The 16,824-nt window shown below is 71.9% G+C and carries 14 protein-coding genes and 1 pseudogene; 8 read left to right on the top strand and 7 right to left on the bottom strand.

Going from position 1 to position 16,824, the window contains the following annotated elements; translation table 11 throughout:
* Nucleotides 1–185 precede the first annotated feature (185 nt).
* Nucleotides 186–863, bottom strand: a complete 678-nt coding sequence (locus tag ACLF6P_RS00220; RefSeq protein ID WP_415947184.1) for a CBS domain-containing protein — start codon at nt 861–863, stop codon at nt 186–188.
* 313 nt (nt 864–1,176) lie between these two features.
* Between ACLF6P_RS00220 and ACLF6P_RS00215 the strand changes: the two genes are divergently transcribed.
* On the top strand, nt 1,177–2,082 hold the full coding sequence (locus ACLF6P_RS00215; RefSeq protein ID WP_415947182.1) for a universal stress protein: 906 nt from the start codon (nt 1,177–1,179) through the stop codon (nt 2,080–2,082).
* Nucleotides 2,083–2,125: 43 nt separating this feature from the next.
* Here ACLF6P_RS00215 and ACLF6P_RS00210 read toward each other — a convergent pair.
* Together ACLF6P_RS00210 and ACLF6P_RS00205 are read right to left on the bottom strand one after the other, a co-directional pair.
* Nucleotides 2,126–2,407 (bottom strand): annotated as a pseudogene (locus ACLF6P_RS00210) (SDR family NAD(P)-dependent oxidoreductase); the annotation flags it as partial.
* Entirely contained in the window at nt 2,404–3,063 is a 660-nt protein-coding gene (locus ACLF6P_RS00205) for a CBS domain-containing protein (protein WP_415947180.1), read from the bottom strand. The pseudogene ACLF6P_RS00210 and the gene ACLF6P_RS00205, both read right to left, overlap by 4 nt.
* Nucleotides 3,064–3,534: 471 nt before the next feature.
* On the opposite strand from ACLF6P_RS00205, the gene ppsA reads away from it, so the two are divergent.
* Nucleotides 3,535–5,928, top strand: coding sequence for a phosphoenolpyruvate synthase (ppsA, locus tag ACLF6P_RS00200; protein ID WP_463315313.1), 2,394 nt, complete (start codon nt 3,535–3,537; stop codon nt 5,926–5,928).
* A 4-nt stretch (nt 5,929–5,932) separates the two neighbouring features.
* Here the strand turns inward: ppsA and ACLF6P_RS00195 are convergent, their stop codons facing one another.
* Nucleotides 5,933–6,331 carry a DUF302 domain-containing protein gene (locus ACLF6P_RS00195; protein WP_415947176.1) on the bottom strand — a complete coding sequence of 133 codons (399 nt, stop codon included), beginning with the start codon at nt 6,329–6,331 and terminating at the stop codon, nt 5,933–5,935.
* Nucleotides 6,332–6,511: 180 nt separating this feature from the next.
* Between ACLF6P_RS00195 and ACLF6P_RS00190 the strand changes: the two genes are divergently transcribed.
* Nucleotides 6,512–7,882, top strand: coding sequence for a phosphoribosyltransferase family protein (locus tag ACLF6P_RS00190; RefSeq protein ID WP_415947174.1), 1,371 nt, complete (start codon nt 6,512–6,514; stop codon nt 7,880–7,882).
* 67 nt (nt 7,883–7,949) lie between these two features.
* Here ACLF6P_RS00190 and ACLF6P_RS00185 read toward each other — a convergent pair whose 3' ends face one another.
* The 3 genes from ACLF6P_RS00185 to ACLF6P_RS00175 form a co-directional block, all read right to left on the bottom strand.
* Complete coding sequence (locus ACLF6P_RS00185; RefSeq protein WP_415947173.1) at nt 7,950–8,636, bottom strand: fused DSP-PTPase phosphatase/NAD kinase-like protein; 687 nt, start codon at nt 8,634–8,636, stop codon at nt 7,950–7,952.
* 119 nt (nt 8,637–8,755) lie between these two features.
* Nucleotides 8,756–9,673 carry a hypothetical protein gene (locus tag ACLF6P_RS00180; RefSeq protein WP_415947171.1) on the bottom strand — a complete coding sequence of 306 codons (918 nt, stop codon included), beginning with the start codon at nt 9,671–9,673 and terminating at the stop codon, nt 8,756–8,758.
* Complete coding sequence (locus ACLF6P_RS00175; RefSeq protein WP_415947169.1) at nt 9,670–11,751, bottom strand: PEP/pyruvate-binding domain-containing protein; 2,082 nt, start codon at nt 11,749–11,751, stop codon at nt 9,670–9,672. Before ACLF6P_RS00175 ends, ACLF6P_RS00180 begins: the two co-directional genes overlap by 4 nt.
* Nucleotides 11,752–12,028: 277 nt before the next feature.
* Here ACLF6P_RS00175 and ACLF6P_RS00170 point away from each other — a divergent pair, with 277 nt between their 5' ends.
* The 5 genes from ACLF6P_RS00170 (at nt 12,029) to ACLF6P_RS00150 (ending at nt 16,741) form a co-directional block, all read left to right on the top strand.
* Nucleotides 12,029–12,826: a HipA family kinase gene (locus tag ACLF6P_RS00170; RefSeq protein ID WP_415947167.1), complete on the top strand. Its 798-nt coding sequence runs from the start codon at nt 12,029–12,031 to the stop codon at nt 12,824–12,826.
* 65 nt (nt 12,827–12,891) lie between these two features.
* Nucleotides 12,892–13,266, top strand: coding sequence for a DUF3037 domain-containing protein (locus ACLF6P_RS00165; protein WP_415947165.1), 375 nt, complete (start codon nt 12,892–12,894; stop codon nt 13,264–13,266).
* A gap of 199 nt (nt 13,267–13,465) precedes the next feature.
* The gene (fabG, locus tag ACLF6P_RS00160; RefSeq protein WP_415947164.1) at nt 13,466–14,227 is read left to right on the top strand and encodes a 3-oxoacyl-ACP reductase FabG; all 762 of its coding nucleotides are present in this window, start codon (nt 13,466–13,468) and stop codon (nt 14,225–14,227) included.
* 19 nt (nt 14,228–14,246) lie between these two features.
* Nucleotides 14,247–15,002 carry an SDR family oxidoreductase gene (locus ACLF6P_RS00155; protein WP_415947162.1) on the top strand — a complete coding sequence of 252 codons (756 nt, stop codon included), beginning with the start codon at nt 14,247–14,249 and terminating at the stop codon, nt 15,000–15,002.
* Between the two features lie 143 nt (nt 15,003–15,145).
* Nucleotides 15,146–16,741: an ABC transporter substrate-binding protein gene (locus ACLF6P_RS00150; RefSeq protein WP_415947161.1), complete on the top strand. Its 1,596-nt coding sequence runs from the start codon at nt 15,146–15,148 to the stop codon at nt 16,739–16,741.
* Nucleotides 16,742–16,824: the final 83 nt, after the last annotated feature.

The raw sequence follows: 16,824 nt of genomic DNA, 5'->3' as shown, positions 1-16,824 counted from the left end.
CCGCGCCACCGGACCGCGGCGCGTGGGCCGGCGCTCGGCCCCGATCGAAATCCTGTCCTCTGGTACGGCCATACTCCGGACGCTGTTCAAAGCGCACCGCAATCTTCGCCCGACCGGGCGTTCCCGGGGTGCCATGGAACGCCGGGCGTCAAGGGAACGCCCGGGCGTCAAGGGAACGCCGGGCGTCAGTGGGGAGGTTCCACGTCGAGCGCGAGGTTGTCGTAGTCGTACTCGATCGACGCGTGCAGGGCGACCACTCCGTCGACGGACCGGCACAGCCGCTCGACCACGGGCAGGTCGGCGCGTTCGCCGACGCGGCCGGTGAGGGTCACGACACCGTCCTCCACGGCCACCCGGACGGCGTTCGGGGCGAGCCGCAGGGTGCGGTCGAGGACGTCGTGTTCGATCTCGTCGCGGATGGCGTCGTCACTGCGCAGGAAGGGCCGCAGCAGGTCGGATCGGCTCACGATGCCGACCAGCCGTCCGGTGTCGTCGGTCACCGGAAGCCGTTTCACGCCCTTGCGGCGCATGGTGCGGGCGGTCTCCACGAGGCCCCAGCCCGCGTCGGCCGTGCTGGCCGGTACGGTCATCAGATCGGTGGCCGTCTCCCCGTCCGGCAGGCCGCTGTCCCGGGACAGCAGCCGGACTCCCGCCGAGCGGCCCGCCGGATCGGGGAGTTCGGCGGTGGCCCGCAGCAGATCGGCCTCCGACACCACGCCCAGGACACGCCGTGCGTCGTCCACGACGGGTACAGCCGAGATGTCGTGGTCGGCGAGCAGGCGCGCGATCTCCTTGAACGGGGTGCCGGGAGCTGCGGTCACCACGTTGTGCGTCATCACTTCGAAGACGGTGCGGTGTTGCATGTCGCTCGCCCTTCGGTGCGGTGAACAGGGTCCGTACGTCCCACTCTGGTGCGGTGGCCGCACCCGGCAGCAGTGCCGGTCGGTCCCATTCCGGGCCGGACGGCCCCTACGAGCCGGACCGCTTTGATCCGAAGCTGGAGGAAGGGCCACCGCCGGGGACAGCCGGTGCCGTCCGGTCCCGCGGTGAGGAGGGGGGCCATGACGGAATCCGGATCGCCACAGCACCCGCCCGCGGCCCGGTCGTCCCCATGGAGTAGCCGGGGCCGGTGGGCGCGTGGCAGCGAAGCACTCCTACCGGAAGGCAGTGGGAACCATGGAAGCACCCGTCGTTGTGGGCGTGGACGGATCCGACGGCAGTCTCAGAGCCCTCGACTGGGCCGTCGACGAGGCCGTGCGGCACGGGCGAGCGCTGCGCATTGTGCATGCCTCGCCCTGGGAGCGCTACGAGGGCGCGGCGCCGGACGCGAGTACGGAGCGACCGGCGGGTCGCGTCGAGGCCGAGAAGCTCGTCGGCGGCGCCGAGGACCGGGCTCGCAGGCGGGCTCCCGGCCTGGCGGTGAAGGGCGAGGTCACCTCGGAGGAGGCGACCGGCGCACTGCTGAGGGAGGGGCAGGAGGCCATGCTCGTGGTCGTCGGTTCCCGCGGCCGCAGCGAACTCGGCGATCTCCTGCTCGGCTCCGTCGGCCTGGTCGTGGCCGCGCGGGCGCACGGTCCGGTCGTGGTGGTGCGCGGGGATGCGTCCGGCCTCGAGTCGCACCACGCACGCGTCGTCCTCGGCGTCGGCGACCACGACCTGGACTCGCCCGCCGTGCGGTTCGCCTTCCGGGAGGCGGCGGTGCGCGACGCGGCACTCGACGTCGTACGCGCCTGGCGGCGGCCCGCCCACGATCCCGTCGACCATCCACTGATCAGAGGTGAGACGGGCCTGGTCCTGGAACAGCGGGCCTCGAAGGCGCTGGACGAGGCGCTGGAGGCGGCGGCGAGCGAGTATCCGCAGGTGCGGATCCATCGAAACACAGTCGAGGGCACGGCACGGCGGGTGCTCACCGAGCGGTCCGCCACCGCCGACCTGCTCGTCGTCGGCGCGCGCCGCTCGGGCCGCCTGCTGGGCCTCGAACTCGGCAGGGTCGCCCACCGCGCCCTGCACCACGCCTCCTGCCCGGTCGCGGTCGTACCGATGCACCGGACGACCGCCCACGGGGAGCGAGCCCCGATGTGACAGCCGCCGCCCGGAGTGAGGGCCGCGTCGCGCCGACGAGCGTGGCGAAGTCGACGATGCCCGCGTTGTTGACCAGGACGGACAGCGGTCCGTGGGCGTGTTCGGCGGCTGCTGCTGCGGCGGCCCACTCCTCGGGGCTGGTGACGTCCAGGCGCTGGAAGCGCGCACGAGGGCCGAGCTGTTCGGCCAGTGCCCGGCCCTCGTCGGCGAGAACGTCGGCGATGGTGACCAGGGCTCCGGCCTCGATGAAGGTCCGGGCGACGGCAGCGCCGATGCCGCGGGCGCCGCCGGTGATGAGGGCCGGGTGTCCGTCGAGGCGATTCATGACTGCCTCTCCTCTCCTGCGGGCCGGAGCGGATCGCTCCGAACGGTGTCTTCCACCCTGTCCGGCCGAGGGACAACGCACCGGAGGCGGTCGACGACCGCCACGACGCCGTCGACGCTGTCGCAGAGCCGCAGCAGTACCGGGATGAGGCGTTGCTCTTGGACCGTGCCGCTGAGCGTGACCCGGCCCTCCGTGACGTCCACGGACAGGGCGGAGGGGCTCAGGCCGAGGGTGCGGGTGATCACGTCCTCGACGATCTCCTCCTGGATCGCCCGGTCCCGGCGGAGGAAGAGCTGCACGAGATCGCTGCGGCTGAGTACGCCGATGAGACGTCCGTCGTCGTCGACGACGGGCAGCCGCTTGACCTTCGTCCGGTCCATCACACGGGCCGCCCGCACCACGCTCCACCCGGGCAGAGCCACGACGGCCGGACTCGACATCAGCGCGCCGGCCGTGCCGGCCTCGGCACCGTGGTAATGCCGTCGGATCAGATCGGCTTCGGAGACCACGCCCAGCGGCCGCTCGGCCGCGTCGACCACGGGCACGGCCGTGATGTCGTACTCATCCAGGAGCCGGGCGATCTCCTTGAACGTCGTCTCCGGCGCGACGCTGACCGCGGTGGGGGTCATCAGGTCCGCGACGCTGCGGTGTCTCATCCCTCGTCACCTTCTCCCGCCTCCGGCAATCCCGCAGCCCTCAGGATCGATTGCTTGTGGACGGCCGGTCTCCACCGTGGCATCCGGGGGTGCGCTGACCCCAGGGGCCGAGAGTCCTTTGCCGGGGCCGATCGGCTCATGGAGGGCGCCGCCCCGGGTGACAGGGACCGTGAGCACCGCGCACGGGGCCGACCGGGGCCGACCGGGTCCGGCCGGATACGGACCGTCCGGCCCTCCTGATTGATGCTCTCGGCACTGGGCCGGCCCCCCTTGCCTGCGGGAAGGTGGGCGGACGACGGCCCCCCGGGCCGCGGTCCAGACCCCAAGAGGTGAGGACGATGCAGCACATCCGGATCAGCCGTCGGCCCCAGCCGCCCCGCCGGCCCAGCCCTCTCGACCTGCGGACGCCCTCCGGCCGCCCGCTCCCGTACTGAGGCATCGGCCATCGCCATGGCGGATGTGGAGGACACCGTGAGCGCCATCGGGGAACCGCAGTCCAGAGTCGTACCGTTGACCGCACTCGGCCGACAGGACGTCGGCCGGGTCGGCGGCAAGAACGCCTCCCTGGGGGAGCTGACCACCCGGCTCGGCGCTTCGGGCGTCCGTGTCCCGCCGGGTTTCGCGACCACCGCCGACGCGTACCGGGAACTGCTCGCCGGCCATGGGCTGCGCGCGGCGGTCGAGGAGCGGATCGGACGCCTCCACGACGGCGCGCCGCTCGAAGAGGTCGGCGCCGGCATCCGCGCCCTGCTCCTCGCCGAACCACTGCCCGAGTCCCTCCGCGACGAGATCGCCGGCGCCTACCGGAGGCTGGCCGAGGAGTGCGGGCGGGCAGACCCCGACGTGGCCGTGCGTTCCAGCGCCACCGCCGAGGACCTGCCCGAGGCGAGCTTCGCCGGTCAGCAGGAGACGTACCTCAACGTTCGGGGCGTCGACCGGCTCCTGGACGCGTGCCGGCGCTGCTATGCCTCCCTCTTCACCGACCGGGCGATCGACTACCGCGAGCGTCTGGGCTACGACCACCTCGCCGTCGCGCTCTCGGTCGGCGTCCAGCTCATGGTCCGCTCCGACCTCGCCGGCGCCGGTGTCGCCTTCACCCTCGACCCGGAGAGCGGCTTTCCGGAGGTCGTCGTGATCAGCGCGGCCCGGGGCCTGGGGGAGACCGTCGTCAGCGGCGAGGTCGACCCCGACGAGTACACGGTCTTCAAGCCGAGCCTCAGGGACCCCTCGCTCGATCCGCTCATCCACCTGGGGATCGGGGCGAAGCGAGTCAAGGCCGTCTATGCCGAGGACGGTCTGACCCGGACCGTCGACACCCCGGACGCGGAACGCCGTACGCGCGTCCTCGACGATGCCGAGGTGCGTGTCCTGGCCGAATGGGCCGTGGCAGTCGAGCAGCACTACGGCTGCCCCATGGACCTCGAATGGGCCAAGGACGGCCGCACCGGCGAGCTCTGGATCGTCCAGGCCCGCCCCGAGACCGTGCAGTCCCGCCGCCGCGCCACGACCCTGCGCCACTGCCGCCTGTCCGCCCCCGTACCCGGCCCGCTCGTCGAGGGCATCGCCGTGGGCGAGGCGATCGGCCAGGGGCCGGTCGTCGCGCTCGACGCGCCCGTCGACCTCGACCGCTTCCCGCCCGGCGGTGTCCTCGTCACCGCCGTCACCGACCCCGACTGGGAACCGGTGATGAAGCGCGCGTCCGCGATCGTCACCGACCACGGCGGCCGCACCTCGCACGCCGCGATCGTGAGCCGCGAACTCGGCGTCCCCGCCGTCGTCGGCACCGGCGACGGCACGCGTCTCCTGCACGACGGCATGCCGGTGACTGTCTCGTGCGCCGAGGGCGAGCATGGCCGGGTGTACGAGGGAGCACTGCCGTACGAGGAGACGCAGACCGACCTCGCGGATCTGCCGTCCACCCGGACCCACGTCATGCTCAACCTGGCCGACCCGTCGGCCGCGTTCCGCTGGTGGCGGCTGCCCGCGGACGGTGTCGGCCTCGCCCGGCTGGAGTTCATCGTCGCCCACCAGGTGAAGGTCCACCCGCTGGCGCTGCTGCACCCCGAACGCCTCGACACCCATGACCGGCACCTGATCGAGCGCCTCACCGAGGGATATCTCGACCGCGGGCAGTACTTCGTCGACCGGCTCGCCCAGGGCATCGCCAGGATCGCCGCCTCCCGCTGGCCCGCCCCCGTCATCGTGCGCACCAGCGACTTCAAGACCAACGAGTACGCCAAACTCCTCGGCGGGCGCCCGTTCGAACCCGACGAGGCCAACCCGATGATCGGCTGGCGCGGCGCGAGCCGGTACTACAGCCCGGGCTACCGCGAGGGCTTCGCCCTCGAGTGCCGGGCGCTGCGCCGGGTCCGTGACGAGATGGGCCTGACCAACGTCGTCGTCATGATCCCGTTCTGCCGTACGCTCGGCGAGGCCGACCGGGTGCTCGGGGTGATGGCGGAGGAAGGGCTGGTGCGCGGCGAGAACGGGCTGCGCGTCTACGTCATGGCGGAGATACCGGCCAACATCATCCTCGCGGAGGAGTTCGCGGCACGGTTCGACGGCTTCTCGATCGGCAGCAACGACCTCACCCAGCTCACCCTCGGCATCGACCGTGACTCCGAGGCCCTGGCCGACGTCTTCGACGAGCGGGACCCCGCCGTCGTCCGCAGCATCGAGGTGCTCGCCGCCCGGGCCCACGCGGCCGGCCGGCCGGTCGGCCTCTGCGGGCAGCGCCCCAGCGACGACCCCGGATTCACCGCTCTCCTGGTCCGCGCCCGACTGGACTCGATCTCGGTCACGCCCGACAGCTTCCCCGCCGTGAAACGGACCGTGGCGGAGGCGGAGTCCGCCCTCGTGTCCTGACCGCTCACGCACCGCCCTCCATCAGGCGGGCGAGGGCGGCGTCGAGGCGGCGGGCCGCCTCGTCCGCGACCGGGGCCATCGCGTCGACGCCGGTCAGAGCGACCATCGTGGAGGGGTCGATCGCCTGCACGACCACCTGGTCGCCCTCGGTGCGGACCACGACGTTGCAGGGCAGCAGCAGGCCGACGGAGCGGTCGGCGTCCAGTGCCTGACGGGCGAGCGGAGGGTTGCACGCTCCGAGGATCAGGTACGGCTCCATGTCGTGGCCGAGTTTCGCCTTGAGCGTGGCCTGGACGTCGATCTCGGTCAGGATGCCGAAGCCCTGGTCCGCCAGCTCGCGGCGGACGGCTTCCACCGTTTCCTCGAAGGTTCCCGCCGGCTTGACGGTGCGGTCGTACGGCATGGTCTCCACCTCACGGTTGCTGGTGCATGGGCGGCCCGAGCGGGCCGTGACCAGCAGCATGATGCCTTGACCGCACCCGCCTGGGCGCGAACCACCCCGAAGGCGGCGACGATGGAAGGACGATGGAAGTACGAGACGTCGCATTGCTCACCGTGCCTTCGGGGACGAGGAGGTCGGATCGTGTACTTCATGGACCGCCGTGATGCCGGCCGGCAGCTGGCCGACCGGTTGGCACATTTCGAGGGCTCCGAGGTGGTGGTGCTGGGCATGCCCCGTGGCGGGGTCCCGGTCGCCGCGGAGGTCGCCGGCGCGCTGGGCGCGCCACTGGACGTCTGCCTGGTGCGCAAACTGGGCGTGCCCTACCAGCCGGAGCTCGGCATGGGAGCGATCGGCGAGGGCGGCGTACGCGTGATCAACGATGACGTCGTGCGCGCAGCGCAGGTCACCGCGGATGAGCTGAGCCGGGTCGAGGCGCGTGAGCGGGACGTGCTGGAGCGCCGGGCCCGGCGCTACCGGGGCGGGCGGGCACCCGTCGCGATCGAGGGGCGCGCCGTGCTGTTGGTCGACGACGGTGTGGCCACGGGGTCGACGGCGCGCGCGGCCTGCCGGATCGCCCGCGCCCGCGGCGCCGCACGGATCGTGCTGGCCGTCCCGGTGGCCCCGCACGACTGGACGGCACGCCTGGGCGGGGACGCCGACGAGTTCGTATGCCTGCACAGCCCGCGGAACTTCCATGCGGTCGGACAGTTCTACATCGACTTCTCCCAGACCGACGACGACGAGGTCGTCGCCTGTCTTCAGGAGGCGATCAGCCGCCCGCCGACCGCGCGCCGGACCGAGGCGCGTCCGGCCGGGTCCTCGGACCGGCCCGAGGACGGGGAGACCGAGGCTCGGGTGTCCGAGGACCGCGAGGTGGACGTGTCGGCAGGGGGCCTGATGCTGCGGGGGCATCTGACGGTGCCCGCCGGGGCGGCCGGCATCGTCGTGTTCGCGCACGGCAGCGGCAGCAGCCGGCGCAGCCCGCGCAACCGCATCGTGGCGGCCGGGCTCAACGGCGCCGGTCTCGGCACGCTGCTCTTCGACCTGCTCACCGAGGAGGAAGCGGCCGACCGGGCCAACGTCTTCGACACCGGCCTGCTCGCCCGGCGCCTGGCGGACGCCACGCACTGGCTGCGCGGCCTGCCCGAGGCCGACGGGAGCGCAGTCGGCTACTTCGGCGCCAGCACCGGCGCGGCCGCTGCGCTCCTGGCCGCCGCCGAACCGGGTGCGCGGATCGCGGCGGTGGTCTCACGGGGCGGCAGGCCCGACCTGGCCGCGCCACGGCTGCCTGCGGTGACGGCACCGACGCTGCTGATCGTCGGGGGCCACGACCAACTGGTGCTGGACCTCAACCGGCAGGCACAGGCCCGGCTGCGCTGCGTGAGCAGGCTCGCGATCGTGCCGGGCGCGACCCACCTCTTCGAGGAGCCCGGAGCCCTGGAGAAGGTCACCGAACTGGCACGCGACTGGTTCACCGACCACATGACCCCGGTCTCCCATGCGGCGGCTTGAGGTTCAGATCGCCCTGTCGGTCCCTGTCGGTCCCTGTCGATTCCCGTCGGTCCCTGTCGGATCCTCGTCAGAGCGAGGCCTTGATGCGGCGAGGGGCGTCGAGGAGGCGGCTGATCGCTTCGACCGCGGCGGGCGGCTGCTCGTTCCTGTCCGCGTGCCGGTCCGCGGACAGCACGTACCAGACCTGCTCGATCGAGGGCGGGCCCACCGCGAGAGTCCGCAGCGCCGCCTGGGCGGAGGTCGCCTCGCCCGTACGCACCAGGTATGCCGAGACCATGGAGCCGGTCCGTCCGACACCGGCTCCGCAGTGCACGAACACGGGACCGGACGAGGTCTCCACCGCCTGCAGGAAGCGGTCGACCTGCTCGGTGGTGGGTGTCTGCCCGTCCCTGATCGGCAGGCGCAGGACTTCAAGACCCGCCTTGCGGGGCACCGCGAGTTCCCCGGCGGAGAGCTTCTCGGCTCGCAGGTCGATGACGGTGTGCACACCTCTTGCGGCGAGCTCCTGGTACCCGGCCTGACGGGGGGCGGATCCCCGCCACACCCGGTCGTCGACGGACTTGAAGTGGTTGATCCCGGCCACGCGTACGCCCGACGAGACCTGCTTGGAGGCCAGGGCGTGCACGCCGAGCATGCCGAGCGTGGCGACGAGCCAGACAGCCGCGTAGCCGAGCACACACAGCATGGCGATCTTCGCGGCCTTGCGGATCAGCGGGTGCGTACGGGAGAGCGGGGACACGGAGGGAAAACGCACGGAGAAACACCTCGAGGGTGGGAAATGTCCCGGCTCAGCCTAGCGAGAATCGACTTGGATACCCCCAGAATGTGATACAGGGCATAAAGATGGTGAAAAGGGACCTCGGTCTTCGGGGCTCAGCGGTGGGGTGGTGCCTGCCCCTCGCCGAGGATCACCGCCTGCGCCCGGTTGGCCGTGGTGTCCACCAGGCAGCCCCGCAGCCGCAGCAGGTCGTGTTCGGCCAGCGCGGGACGGATCACACCCGCGTACACCCTGGCGTCCAGGCCGGACAGGGGCGCGTGCTCGCGCGGAGCCCCGGTCGCCCGCAGACACGTCTCCCAGAGGTCACGCGCGGCCCCGTCGTGGACCGGCACGGAGTCGGTGTTGCGCACCGTGACACGGAAGACGACGGTGCTGGCCACGGAGTCGGGACGCGCGACGGGGTGGGTCTGGACCGCGTCGGCGAGGACGAAGGCGAGGACGGCGATCAGCGCGGTGGCCACCGCACCCACCGCGGTCCTGAAGAGCACGCGCCCCGGCCGGCTGGGGGGAACAGCGGGGCGGTCCTCGATACCGGGGGCGTTCCCGCGAATGCCACCGGGAGGGGCGGCGAGGTTTGCGAGACGGCCCGCCAGCACCCGCTCGGCCCGCGGACGGCCCGTGACGCTCGCGACACGCTGGATGACGTAGGCGGCGACGGAGAGTACGGCGCCTGCGGCCATGAGCACGGGTACGAACACGAACGTGTCGTTGCCGTCGTCCCTGCGGTCGAGGTGGCGGGTGCTCAGCCAGCGGAACCGTTCGGGCGCGGCTTCACGGCTCTGCTGCAGCCGCCGCTGCACCTCCTCGGCACGCGTCTCCGCCTCGTCGAATCGCCGCTCCAGGCGCCCGATCCGGGAGAGCAGGACCACGGCCACCAGGAAGACCTCGACGATCAGCAGCAGCAATCCGCTGGTCAGGGCGCGCTGCCATTCCCAGCGGTAGAGGTACACGAACAGGTAGGCCGCGGCCGCTGCCGCGGCCACGCCTCCCGCGAGGTAGCTGATGTATTTCATGCGGCGTCCTCTTCCGCTCCCGTGTCCACGGGGCCGACCGTGCCGCCCGTGCCGTCCACGGTCAGCTCGCAGCCCTGCGGAAAGCGTTCGACGGCGTTGGGTACGCCGACGACCGTGGGCACGTTGTACTCGCGGGCGAGCACGGCGAGGTGGGACAGGACACTGCCCGTCTCGGCGACCAGTCCGCTCAGCTCGGGAAGCTCGGCGGCCAGCGCGGGATCCAGCGTCCGGACCACCAGAACGGCGTGCCCGGGCCGGGGGCCACGGCGGTGCCAGGCCGTGCCCGTGCCGTAGCCGCCGCCCGCGCCCTGACCGGTGACGCGGTCGTCGTCCCTGCCGCGGTCCCCGACCGGCGCGGCGACCGGGAGGCCGTCCGGCGACAGCCGGAAGACGGCGGGCAGCGGCGGTGACTGCGGCCGGGGCTCGCGCGTGTCGAAACCGGGCGTCCACGGCGCCCCGCCCAGCAGGTCGGCCAGTTCGGGCCAGCGCAGCGTGGACAGCCGGCTCAGCCCGTCGCAGCGGCCGGCGGCCCTGAGCCGGTCGGCGTACTCACGCACCAGGCTCGCCTGCATCTCCTGGACCCATCGGATGCGCAGCCGCAGGCCCTCGCGTACGGGCAGTGTCTCGACGCCACGTGGCGCCCCGGTCCAGCCGGTCCGCCGCGACAGCCCGTGGGGGCGCTCGAGCGAAGGCGGCAGCAGGGAGAGCAGAACGGGGTGGCGGGTCAGCAGCTCCGCATCGGGCGTGCCCTGCGCCCGCCCCTCGGCGAGCACGGCAAGGGCCTCACCGACGGCGGTGCCTCCGCCCCCCTGCCCGCTCAGCGAGCCGGCGAGGGACTCCTGGGCGTGCAACGCCGACAGGACGCTGCGTCCCCAGGTCAGGGCGGCCAGTATCTGCCCGGACAGCATCTCCCTCGGGCAGGGGACCTGGGCCAGCTCGCGGTCGACGTCGGCCATCAGGTCCACCGCGAGCAGCGGCAGTGTGCTCCTGAGCCGGCCCACCCGCCAAGCCGCGGCGGCGCGGCGGGCCCCGGGCAGCGGGTTGACGAAATCGAGGAGCGGGTGGGCGGAGGGGACCGCTCCCAGCAGCCTCAGATCGGCGGCCGCCCGCCCGGCGACGGTGGTGACCGGAGGCACGGTGCGCAGCACGCGACGGGGGGTGGTGCCGACGCTGTCCAGCGCCAGGGTCAGTCCGTGGGACATCGGCGCCAGCCACAGGTCCTCCTCCAGTGGCTGGAGGACTCCGGGGAAGGTCTCGGCGACGGGGCCGGGGCCCAGCAGCCTGGCACCCCGAGCGGCCACCCGGGCCGTGGCGGTGATCGGGCGCGCCTGGAAGAGCCACAGGGTGTCGGCGGTGTCGAAACCGAACTCCATGTCCTGGGGCCCGCCGAACACCCGCTCCGCCTTCCGGGCCAGCCGCACCAGGCGCCAGGTGCGACGCTGTCCGAGCAGCCTGTCGCGACGGTGCTCGCGAGGCTCGGAGGCGAGCAGTCTGCCGTGCCGGGTCAGCTGGTAGCGGACGCCCTGCACCCTGCCCGCCAGCAGCTGCTGGGGCCCGCCGCGCACCGCGCTGACCAGGATGCGGTCCGCACGGACCGCGACCGGGTCCGCGCCGAACATGACGCCCCCCACGGCCGTGCGCACCATGGGCTGCACGAGCACGGCCATGCCGCCCGACGCCTCGGCCCCGGCATGCCCGGGCGCCCGGGCCCGGCGGGACGAGTCGAGCACCTTGCCCACCGCGGCCAGGAAGCCGTCCCAGCCGCGTACGTCGAGCTCGGAGGCGAAGAGCCCGGCCATGGAGGAATCGGTGGTGTCCTCATGCGCCGAGGAGGACCGTACGACCAGGGGGCGGCCGTCGGTGCCGGCCAGTTCCCGCCAGGCTTCGCGCACCACGGACAGCCCGTACGGATGACCGGACGGCGGCTCGGCCGGCACGAGCGCGAACCCGGGCAGGACGGGGAGCCCGGCAGCCGCGGCCCGGGCGAGATTCGCCGCCTTCGGCCCGGTCAGGGACCGGTCTCGGGCGGCTTCGGCATCCAACGGAACCACCGCCAGTCGCTCCAGGCCGACGCCCACAGCCGACTCCTTCGATCACGAAGAAACCATCCCCCGATCCCACTGTGCGGGCCCGCACACATCCGCGCCATCGCTGGGCCGACGCCACCCGACGACCTCGGTGCGGCGGCGCGGGCACGCCTCGCCGCTCCTCGCCCGCGATCACCCTTGGTTACTATGCTCACTTCCTGCCGGCGGCCGGCCGCGAGGGGCGCCGACGACCGGCGATTCCCGCCTCGTACGTCCCGAGGAAGCCGTCCACGGACAGCGAGGCCGAAGAGATGGGTGGCCTGGGAAAGTGCTGAAAGAGGTTGTGGCGACCCGCTATGTCACGCCCCTGCGTGAGGGAGGCTCGCTCCCCGGGCTTGTCGAGGCCGATGATCTCGGGCTGTACGTCCTGAAGTTCAGCGGTGCGGGCCAGGGCCGCAAAACGCTGGTCGCCGAGGTGATCTGCGGGCAGCTGGCCCGCCGGATCGGCCTGCGGGTGCCCGGCCTCGCGCGGATCGACCTCGATCCGGTGATCGGCCTCGGCGAGCCGGACCAGGAGGTGCAGGGGCTGCTCAAGTCGAGCGGCGGCCTCAACCTCGGCATGGAGTTCCTGTCGCACGCGATCGGTTTCGACCCGCTCGCCTATGAGGTCTCGGCCGCGCAGGCCGGGCGTGTGGTCTGGTTCGACGCGCTGGTCAACAACGTCGACCGTTCCTGGCGCAATCCGAACCTGCTCGTCGCCCGCGGTGAACTGTGGCTCATCGACCACGGCGCCTCGATGATCTGGCACCACAACTGGCGCGGAGCCGAGGCCTCGGCCGCCCGGTCGTACGACGCCTCGGAGCACGCGCTCGCCCCGTTCGGCCCGGATGTGAAGGCCGCGGCGGCGGAGCTCGCTCCCCGGATCACCGAGGAACTGCTGCTGGAATGCGCCGCCGACGTACCGGAGGAGTGGCTGGTCGACGAGCCCGGCTTCGACGCACCGGACGCCGTACGGCGCGCGTACGCGAGCACGCTGCTCGGCCGCGTGCAGGGGCTCGAGGAGCGGATCACGCTCGGCGAACGGGCCGAACTGTCGCAGTCGACGGGCTGGAGGGAGTCGTGGTGAGCGGGCGGGAAGGGAGCGGGGGGAGTGAACGGACCGGGCGGGAGCAGGCCGAGGAGAGCGCGGACGTGAGCGGGCGGGATGTGTTCGAGTACGCGCTGCTGCGTGTGGTGCCGCGGGTGGAGCGCGGGGAGCAGTTCAACGCGGGCGTCGTCGTCTACTGCCGCGCCCGGTCGTACGTGGCGGCCCGTACTCACCTCGACGAGGCCAAGCTGCGCGCGCTCGATCCCGAGGCCGACGCGCAGGGCGTACGTGCCGCTCTGCGCGCCGTCGAAGGGGTCTGTGAGGCCGTGGGCCAGGCGGCGCGGGACAACCCCGGCCAGCGCTTCCGCTGGCTGATCGCGCCCCGCTCGACAGTCGTGCAGCCCGGACCCGTCCACACCGGCCTGACCGCGGACCCCGAGGCCGAGACGGAGCGGCTGCTCGACCTCCTGGTGCGCTGAACGGCGTACGCGCGGCGTGCCGACCGGGGCGGTGCGCGGCTGTGATGTGAAGCCCTGGCATCTGCGGGCCGTTGACACCGGGTGCCAGGGCTTCTAGCGTCTCGTCTGCTGAAGGTACTAAGCGGTCGCTCATGTAGTGATCGTGGAGCAGGGCAGCAGCCGCAGGAGAGCCGCACCCCCGAGGGCGAGGAGAACCAGCATGTCCACCACCGAGCAGCGCGTCGCCGTAGTCACCGGCGCCGCACGAGGCATTGGCGCGGCCACGGCCGTACGCCTGGCGGCCGAGGGCCGCGCCGTCGCCGTGATCGACCTCGACGAGGCGGCCTGCAAGGACACCGTCGAGGCCATCACCGCGGCCGGCGGCAAGGCCATCGCGGTCGGCTGCGACGTGGCCGACGAGGCGCAGGTCGAGGCGGCCGTCGCGCGGGTCGCCGAGGAGCTGGGCGCGCCGACGATCCTGGTCAACAACGCCGGCGTCCTGCGCGACAACCTGCTCTTCAAGATGAGCGCCCTCGACTGGGACACGGTCATGAACGTGCACCTGCGCGGCGCGTTCCTGATGACGAAGGCCTGCCAGAAGCACATGGTCGACGCGGGCTTCGGCCGCGTCGTCAACCTCTCCTCGTCCTCCGCGCTCGGCAACCGCGGCCAGGCCAACTACTCCGCCGCCAAGGCCGGCCTGCAGGGCTTCACCAAGACCCTCGCCAAGGAGCTCGGCAAGTTCGGCATCACCGCCAACGCCGTGGCCCCGGGCTTCATCGTCACCGAGATGACCAAGTCCACCGCCGATCGCGTGGGCATGGGCTTCGAGGACTTCCAGAACGCGGCCGCCGCGATGATCCCCGTGCAGCGCGTCGGCAACCCGGACGACATCGCCAACACCATCGCCTTCTTCACGGGCGAGGCGGCCGGTTTCGTCTCCGGCCAGGTCCTGTACGTGGCCGGCGGGCCGCTCGACTAGCACCGGACGGAGGAGAGACATGACAGTGCAGGACAGCGGAAAGGTCGCGCTCGTCACCGGCGGCAGCCGCGGCATCGGATACGGCGTCGCCGAGGCGCTCGTCGCGCGCGGTGACCGTGTGTGCATCACGGGCCGGGGCGAGGAAGCGCTGAAGGAGGCCGTCGAGCAGCTCGGCACCGAGCGCGCCATGTACGTGGCGGGCAAGGCGGCCGACGAGGCGCACCAGGCCGAAACGGTCGCGCGCGTCATGGAGGCGTACGGCCGGGTCGACTACCTGGTCAACAACGCCGGTACGAACCCCGTGTTCGGCCCCATGGCGGAGCTCGACCTGAACGTCGCGCGCAAGGTCTACGAGACCAACGTGATCTCGGCGCTCGGTTTCGCCCAGCAGACCTGGAAGGCCTGGCAGTCCGAGCACGGCGGGGCGATCGTCAACATCGCCTCCGTCGCGGGCGTGGCCCCTTCGCCGTTCATCGGCGCGTACGGCATGAGCAAGGCCGCCATGATCAACCTGACGGCGCAGCTGGCGCACGAGTTCGCGCCGCTGGTGCGGGTCAACGCGATCGCCCCCGCGGTGATCAAGACGAAGTTCGCCCAGGCCCTCTACGAGGGCCGCGAGGAGGAGGCCGCCGCGGCCTATCCGCTGGGCCGTCTCGGTGTGCCCTCGGACATCGGCGGCGCCGCCGCCTTCCTCACCTCCGCGCAGTCGGACTGGGTGACCGGTCAGACGCTCGTCGTGGACGGCGGAATCTTCCTGAATGCGGGCGTCGGCTGACGAACCCGCCGCGAGACCGCGTAAGCGACGTACGCGGATAAGCGGAATCACGCTCAAGTGCCCCGCCGCTCCCCCCGGTCGAAGCGGCGGGGCACTGCGATATGGTCGCCCGACTCTGGCATGTCCGAGCGAGGAGCGTGCACGTGTTCAACCGGGCCCCGATGCTGCGTACGGCTGTGGCCATGGCATCCATATCCCTCGTGGCGGGATGCGGACTGGTGTCCTCCGGGGGCGCCGACGAGGAGAAACCCATCGTCGTCGGCACCATGAGTGCGCCGAGCACTCTGGATCCTGCGGCCGCCTGGGACGGCTCCTGGGAGCTGTTCCGGAACGTCTACCAGACCCTGGTGAGCTTTCCCGCAGGCGCGGTCGCGCCGGAGCCCGACGCCGCGGAGAGCTGCGAGTTCACCGACGAGGCGAAGCAGACCTACCGCTGCGTGCTCCGGGACGGGATGAAGTTCTCCGACGGCGATGCGATGGACGCGGCCGCGGTGAAGCACTCCATCGACCGCATCCGCACCATCGACGTCAAGGGCGGTCCGTCCGCGCTGCTCAACAGCCTCGACAAGGTCGAGGTCAAGGGCGAGAAGGAGGTGATCTTCCACCTCAGCAGGTCCGACGCGACCTTCCCGTTCGTGCTCGCCACCCCCGCCATGTCGATCGTCGACCCCGACGACTACCCGGCCGACGACGTGCGCGAAGGACGGACGATCAACGGTTCGGGCCCGTACCTGCTCGAGGCGTACAACCTCGACGACGACGACCGACCCGTCGAGTCGGTCCTGGTGGAGAATCCGCACTACAAGGGCCCGGCCGAGCTCAGGAACCAGGCCGTCACCATCAAGTACTTCAAGGTCTCGAAGGAGATGGTGCGCGCGCTCAAGGCCGAGGAGCTCGATCTGACCTTCCGCGGCCTCGACCCCTCCGACATCGTGGCCCTGGACGCCCAGCAGGCCGATTCCGGGCTCCGGCTCGTCGAGGGCGCGGGCATGGAGATCCGCTACCTCGTCTTCACCGAGAAGAACCGCTGGACCCGCGATCCCGCCGTGCGCAAGGCCGTGGCGCAGGTCGTCGACCGGGCCGAGATCAGCCACACGGTCTACAAGGGCACCGTCGAACCGCTGTACTCGATGGTGCCGAAGGGCATCACCGGCCACCGCGCGGGCTACTTCAACGCCTTCGGCAAGCCCAGCGTCAAGAAGGCGAAGCAGCTGCTCAACGACGCGGGCATCCACCAGAAGGTGCCGCTGACGCTCTGGTACACCACCGACCGCTACGGCTCCGGCACCAAGCCGGAATTCGAGGAGCTCAAGCGGCAGCTGGACGGCTCGGACCTGTTCGAGGTGAAGCTGAAGAGCCGGCCCTGGAAGACGTACGAGGCGGGATACCGCAAGGGCGAGTACCCGGTGTTCGGCCGCGGCTGGTTCCCCGACTTCCCCGATCCCGACAACTTCATCGCGCCGTTCGTCGGCGAGGAGAACGCGCTCGGTACGCCGTATCCGGCCCCGGAGATCACCGACAAGCTGCTGCCCGAATCGCGGCGCCAGAGCGACCGGGGCGCGGTGAACGAGGCCTTCGAGCGCGCGCAGAGCATCCTGGTCGAGGACGCCCGGCTGCTGCCGCTGTGGCAGGGCAAGCAGTACATCGCGACGAGCGAGGAGATCGCGGGCGGTGAACGCGCCCTCGACCCGTCGACGATCATGATGATGTGGCAGCTGGAGCGGAAGACCAGCTGGTAGCGGGTCCGCCGGGGACGGGTGGCGTGGGCGTTGAGTTCCTAACTGACGTCAAGTAGTTCGTGGTGTTCTTGAGGGTCGGTTCG

The organism is Streptomyces lothianensis (genome assembly GCF_047779955.1).
Taxonomy (GTDB): Bacteria; Actinomycetota; Actinomycetes; order Streptomycetales; family Streptomycetaceae; genus Streptomyces.
The sequence above is the reverse complement of the archived record's forward strand: the minus strand, read 5'-3'. Positions and strand labels throughout refer to the sequence as shown.

Excerpts from the sequence above, each read along its gene's own strand:
- ACLF6P_RS00215 (WP_415947182.1), top strand. The coding sequence starts at position 1,177 with ATGGAAGCACCCGTCGTTGTGGGCGTGGACGGATCCGACGGCAGTCTC.
- ACLF6P_RS00220 (WP_415947184.1), bottom strand. The coding sequence starts at position 863 with ATGCAACACCGCACCGTCTTCGAAGTGATGACGCACAACGTGGTGACC.
- fabG (WP_415947164.1), top strand. The coding sequence starts at position 13,466 with ATGTCCACCACCGAGCAGCGCGTCGCCGTAGTCACCGGCGCCGCACGA.
- ACLF6P_RS00195 (WP_415947176.1), bottom strand. The coding sequence starts at position 6,331 with ATGCCGTACGACCGCACCGTCAAGCCGGCGGGAACCTTCGAGGAAACG.
- ACLF6P_RS00155 (WP_415947162.1), top strand. The coding sequence starts at position 14,247 with ATGACAGTGCAGGACAGCGGAAAGGTCGCGCTCGTCACCGGCGGCAGC.
- ACLF6P_RS00205 (WP_415947180.1), bottom strand. The coding sequence starts at position 3,063 with ATGAGACACCGCAGCGTCGCGGACCTGATGACCCCCACCGCGGTCAGC.
- ACLF6P_RS00180 (WP_415947171.1), bottom strand. The coding sequence starts at position 9,673 with ATGAAATACATCAGCTACCTCGCGGGAGGCGTGGCCGCGGCAGCGGCC.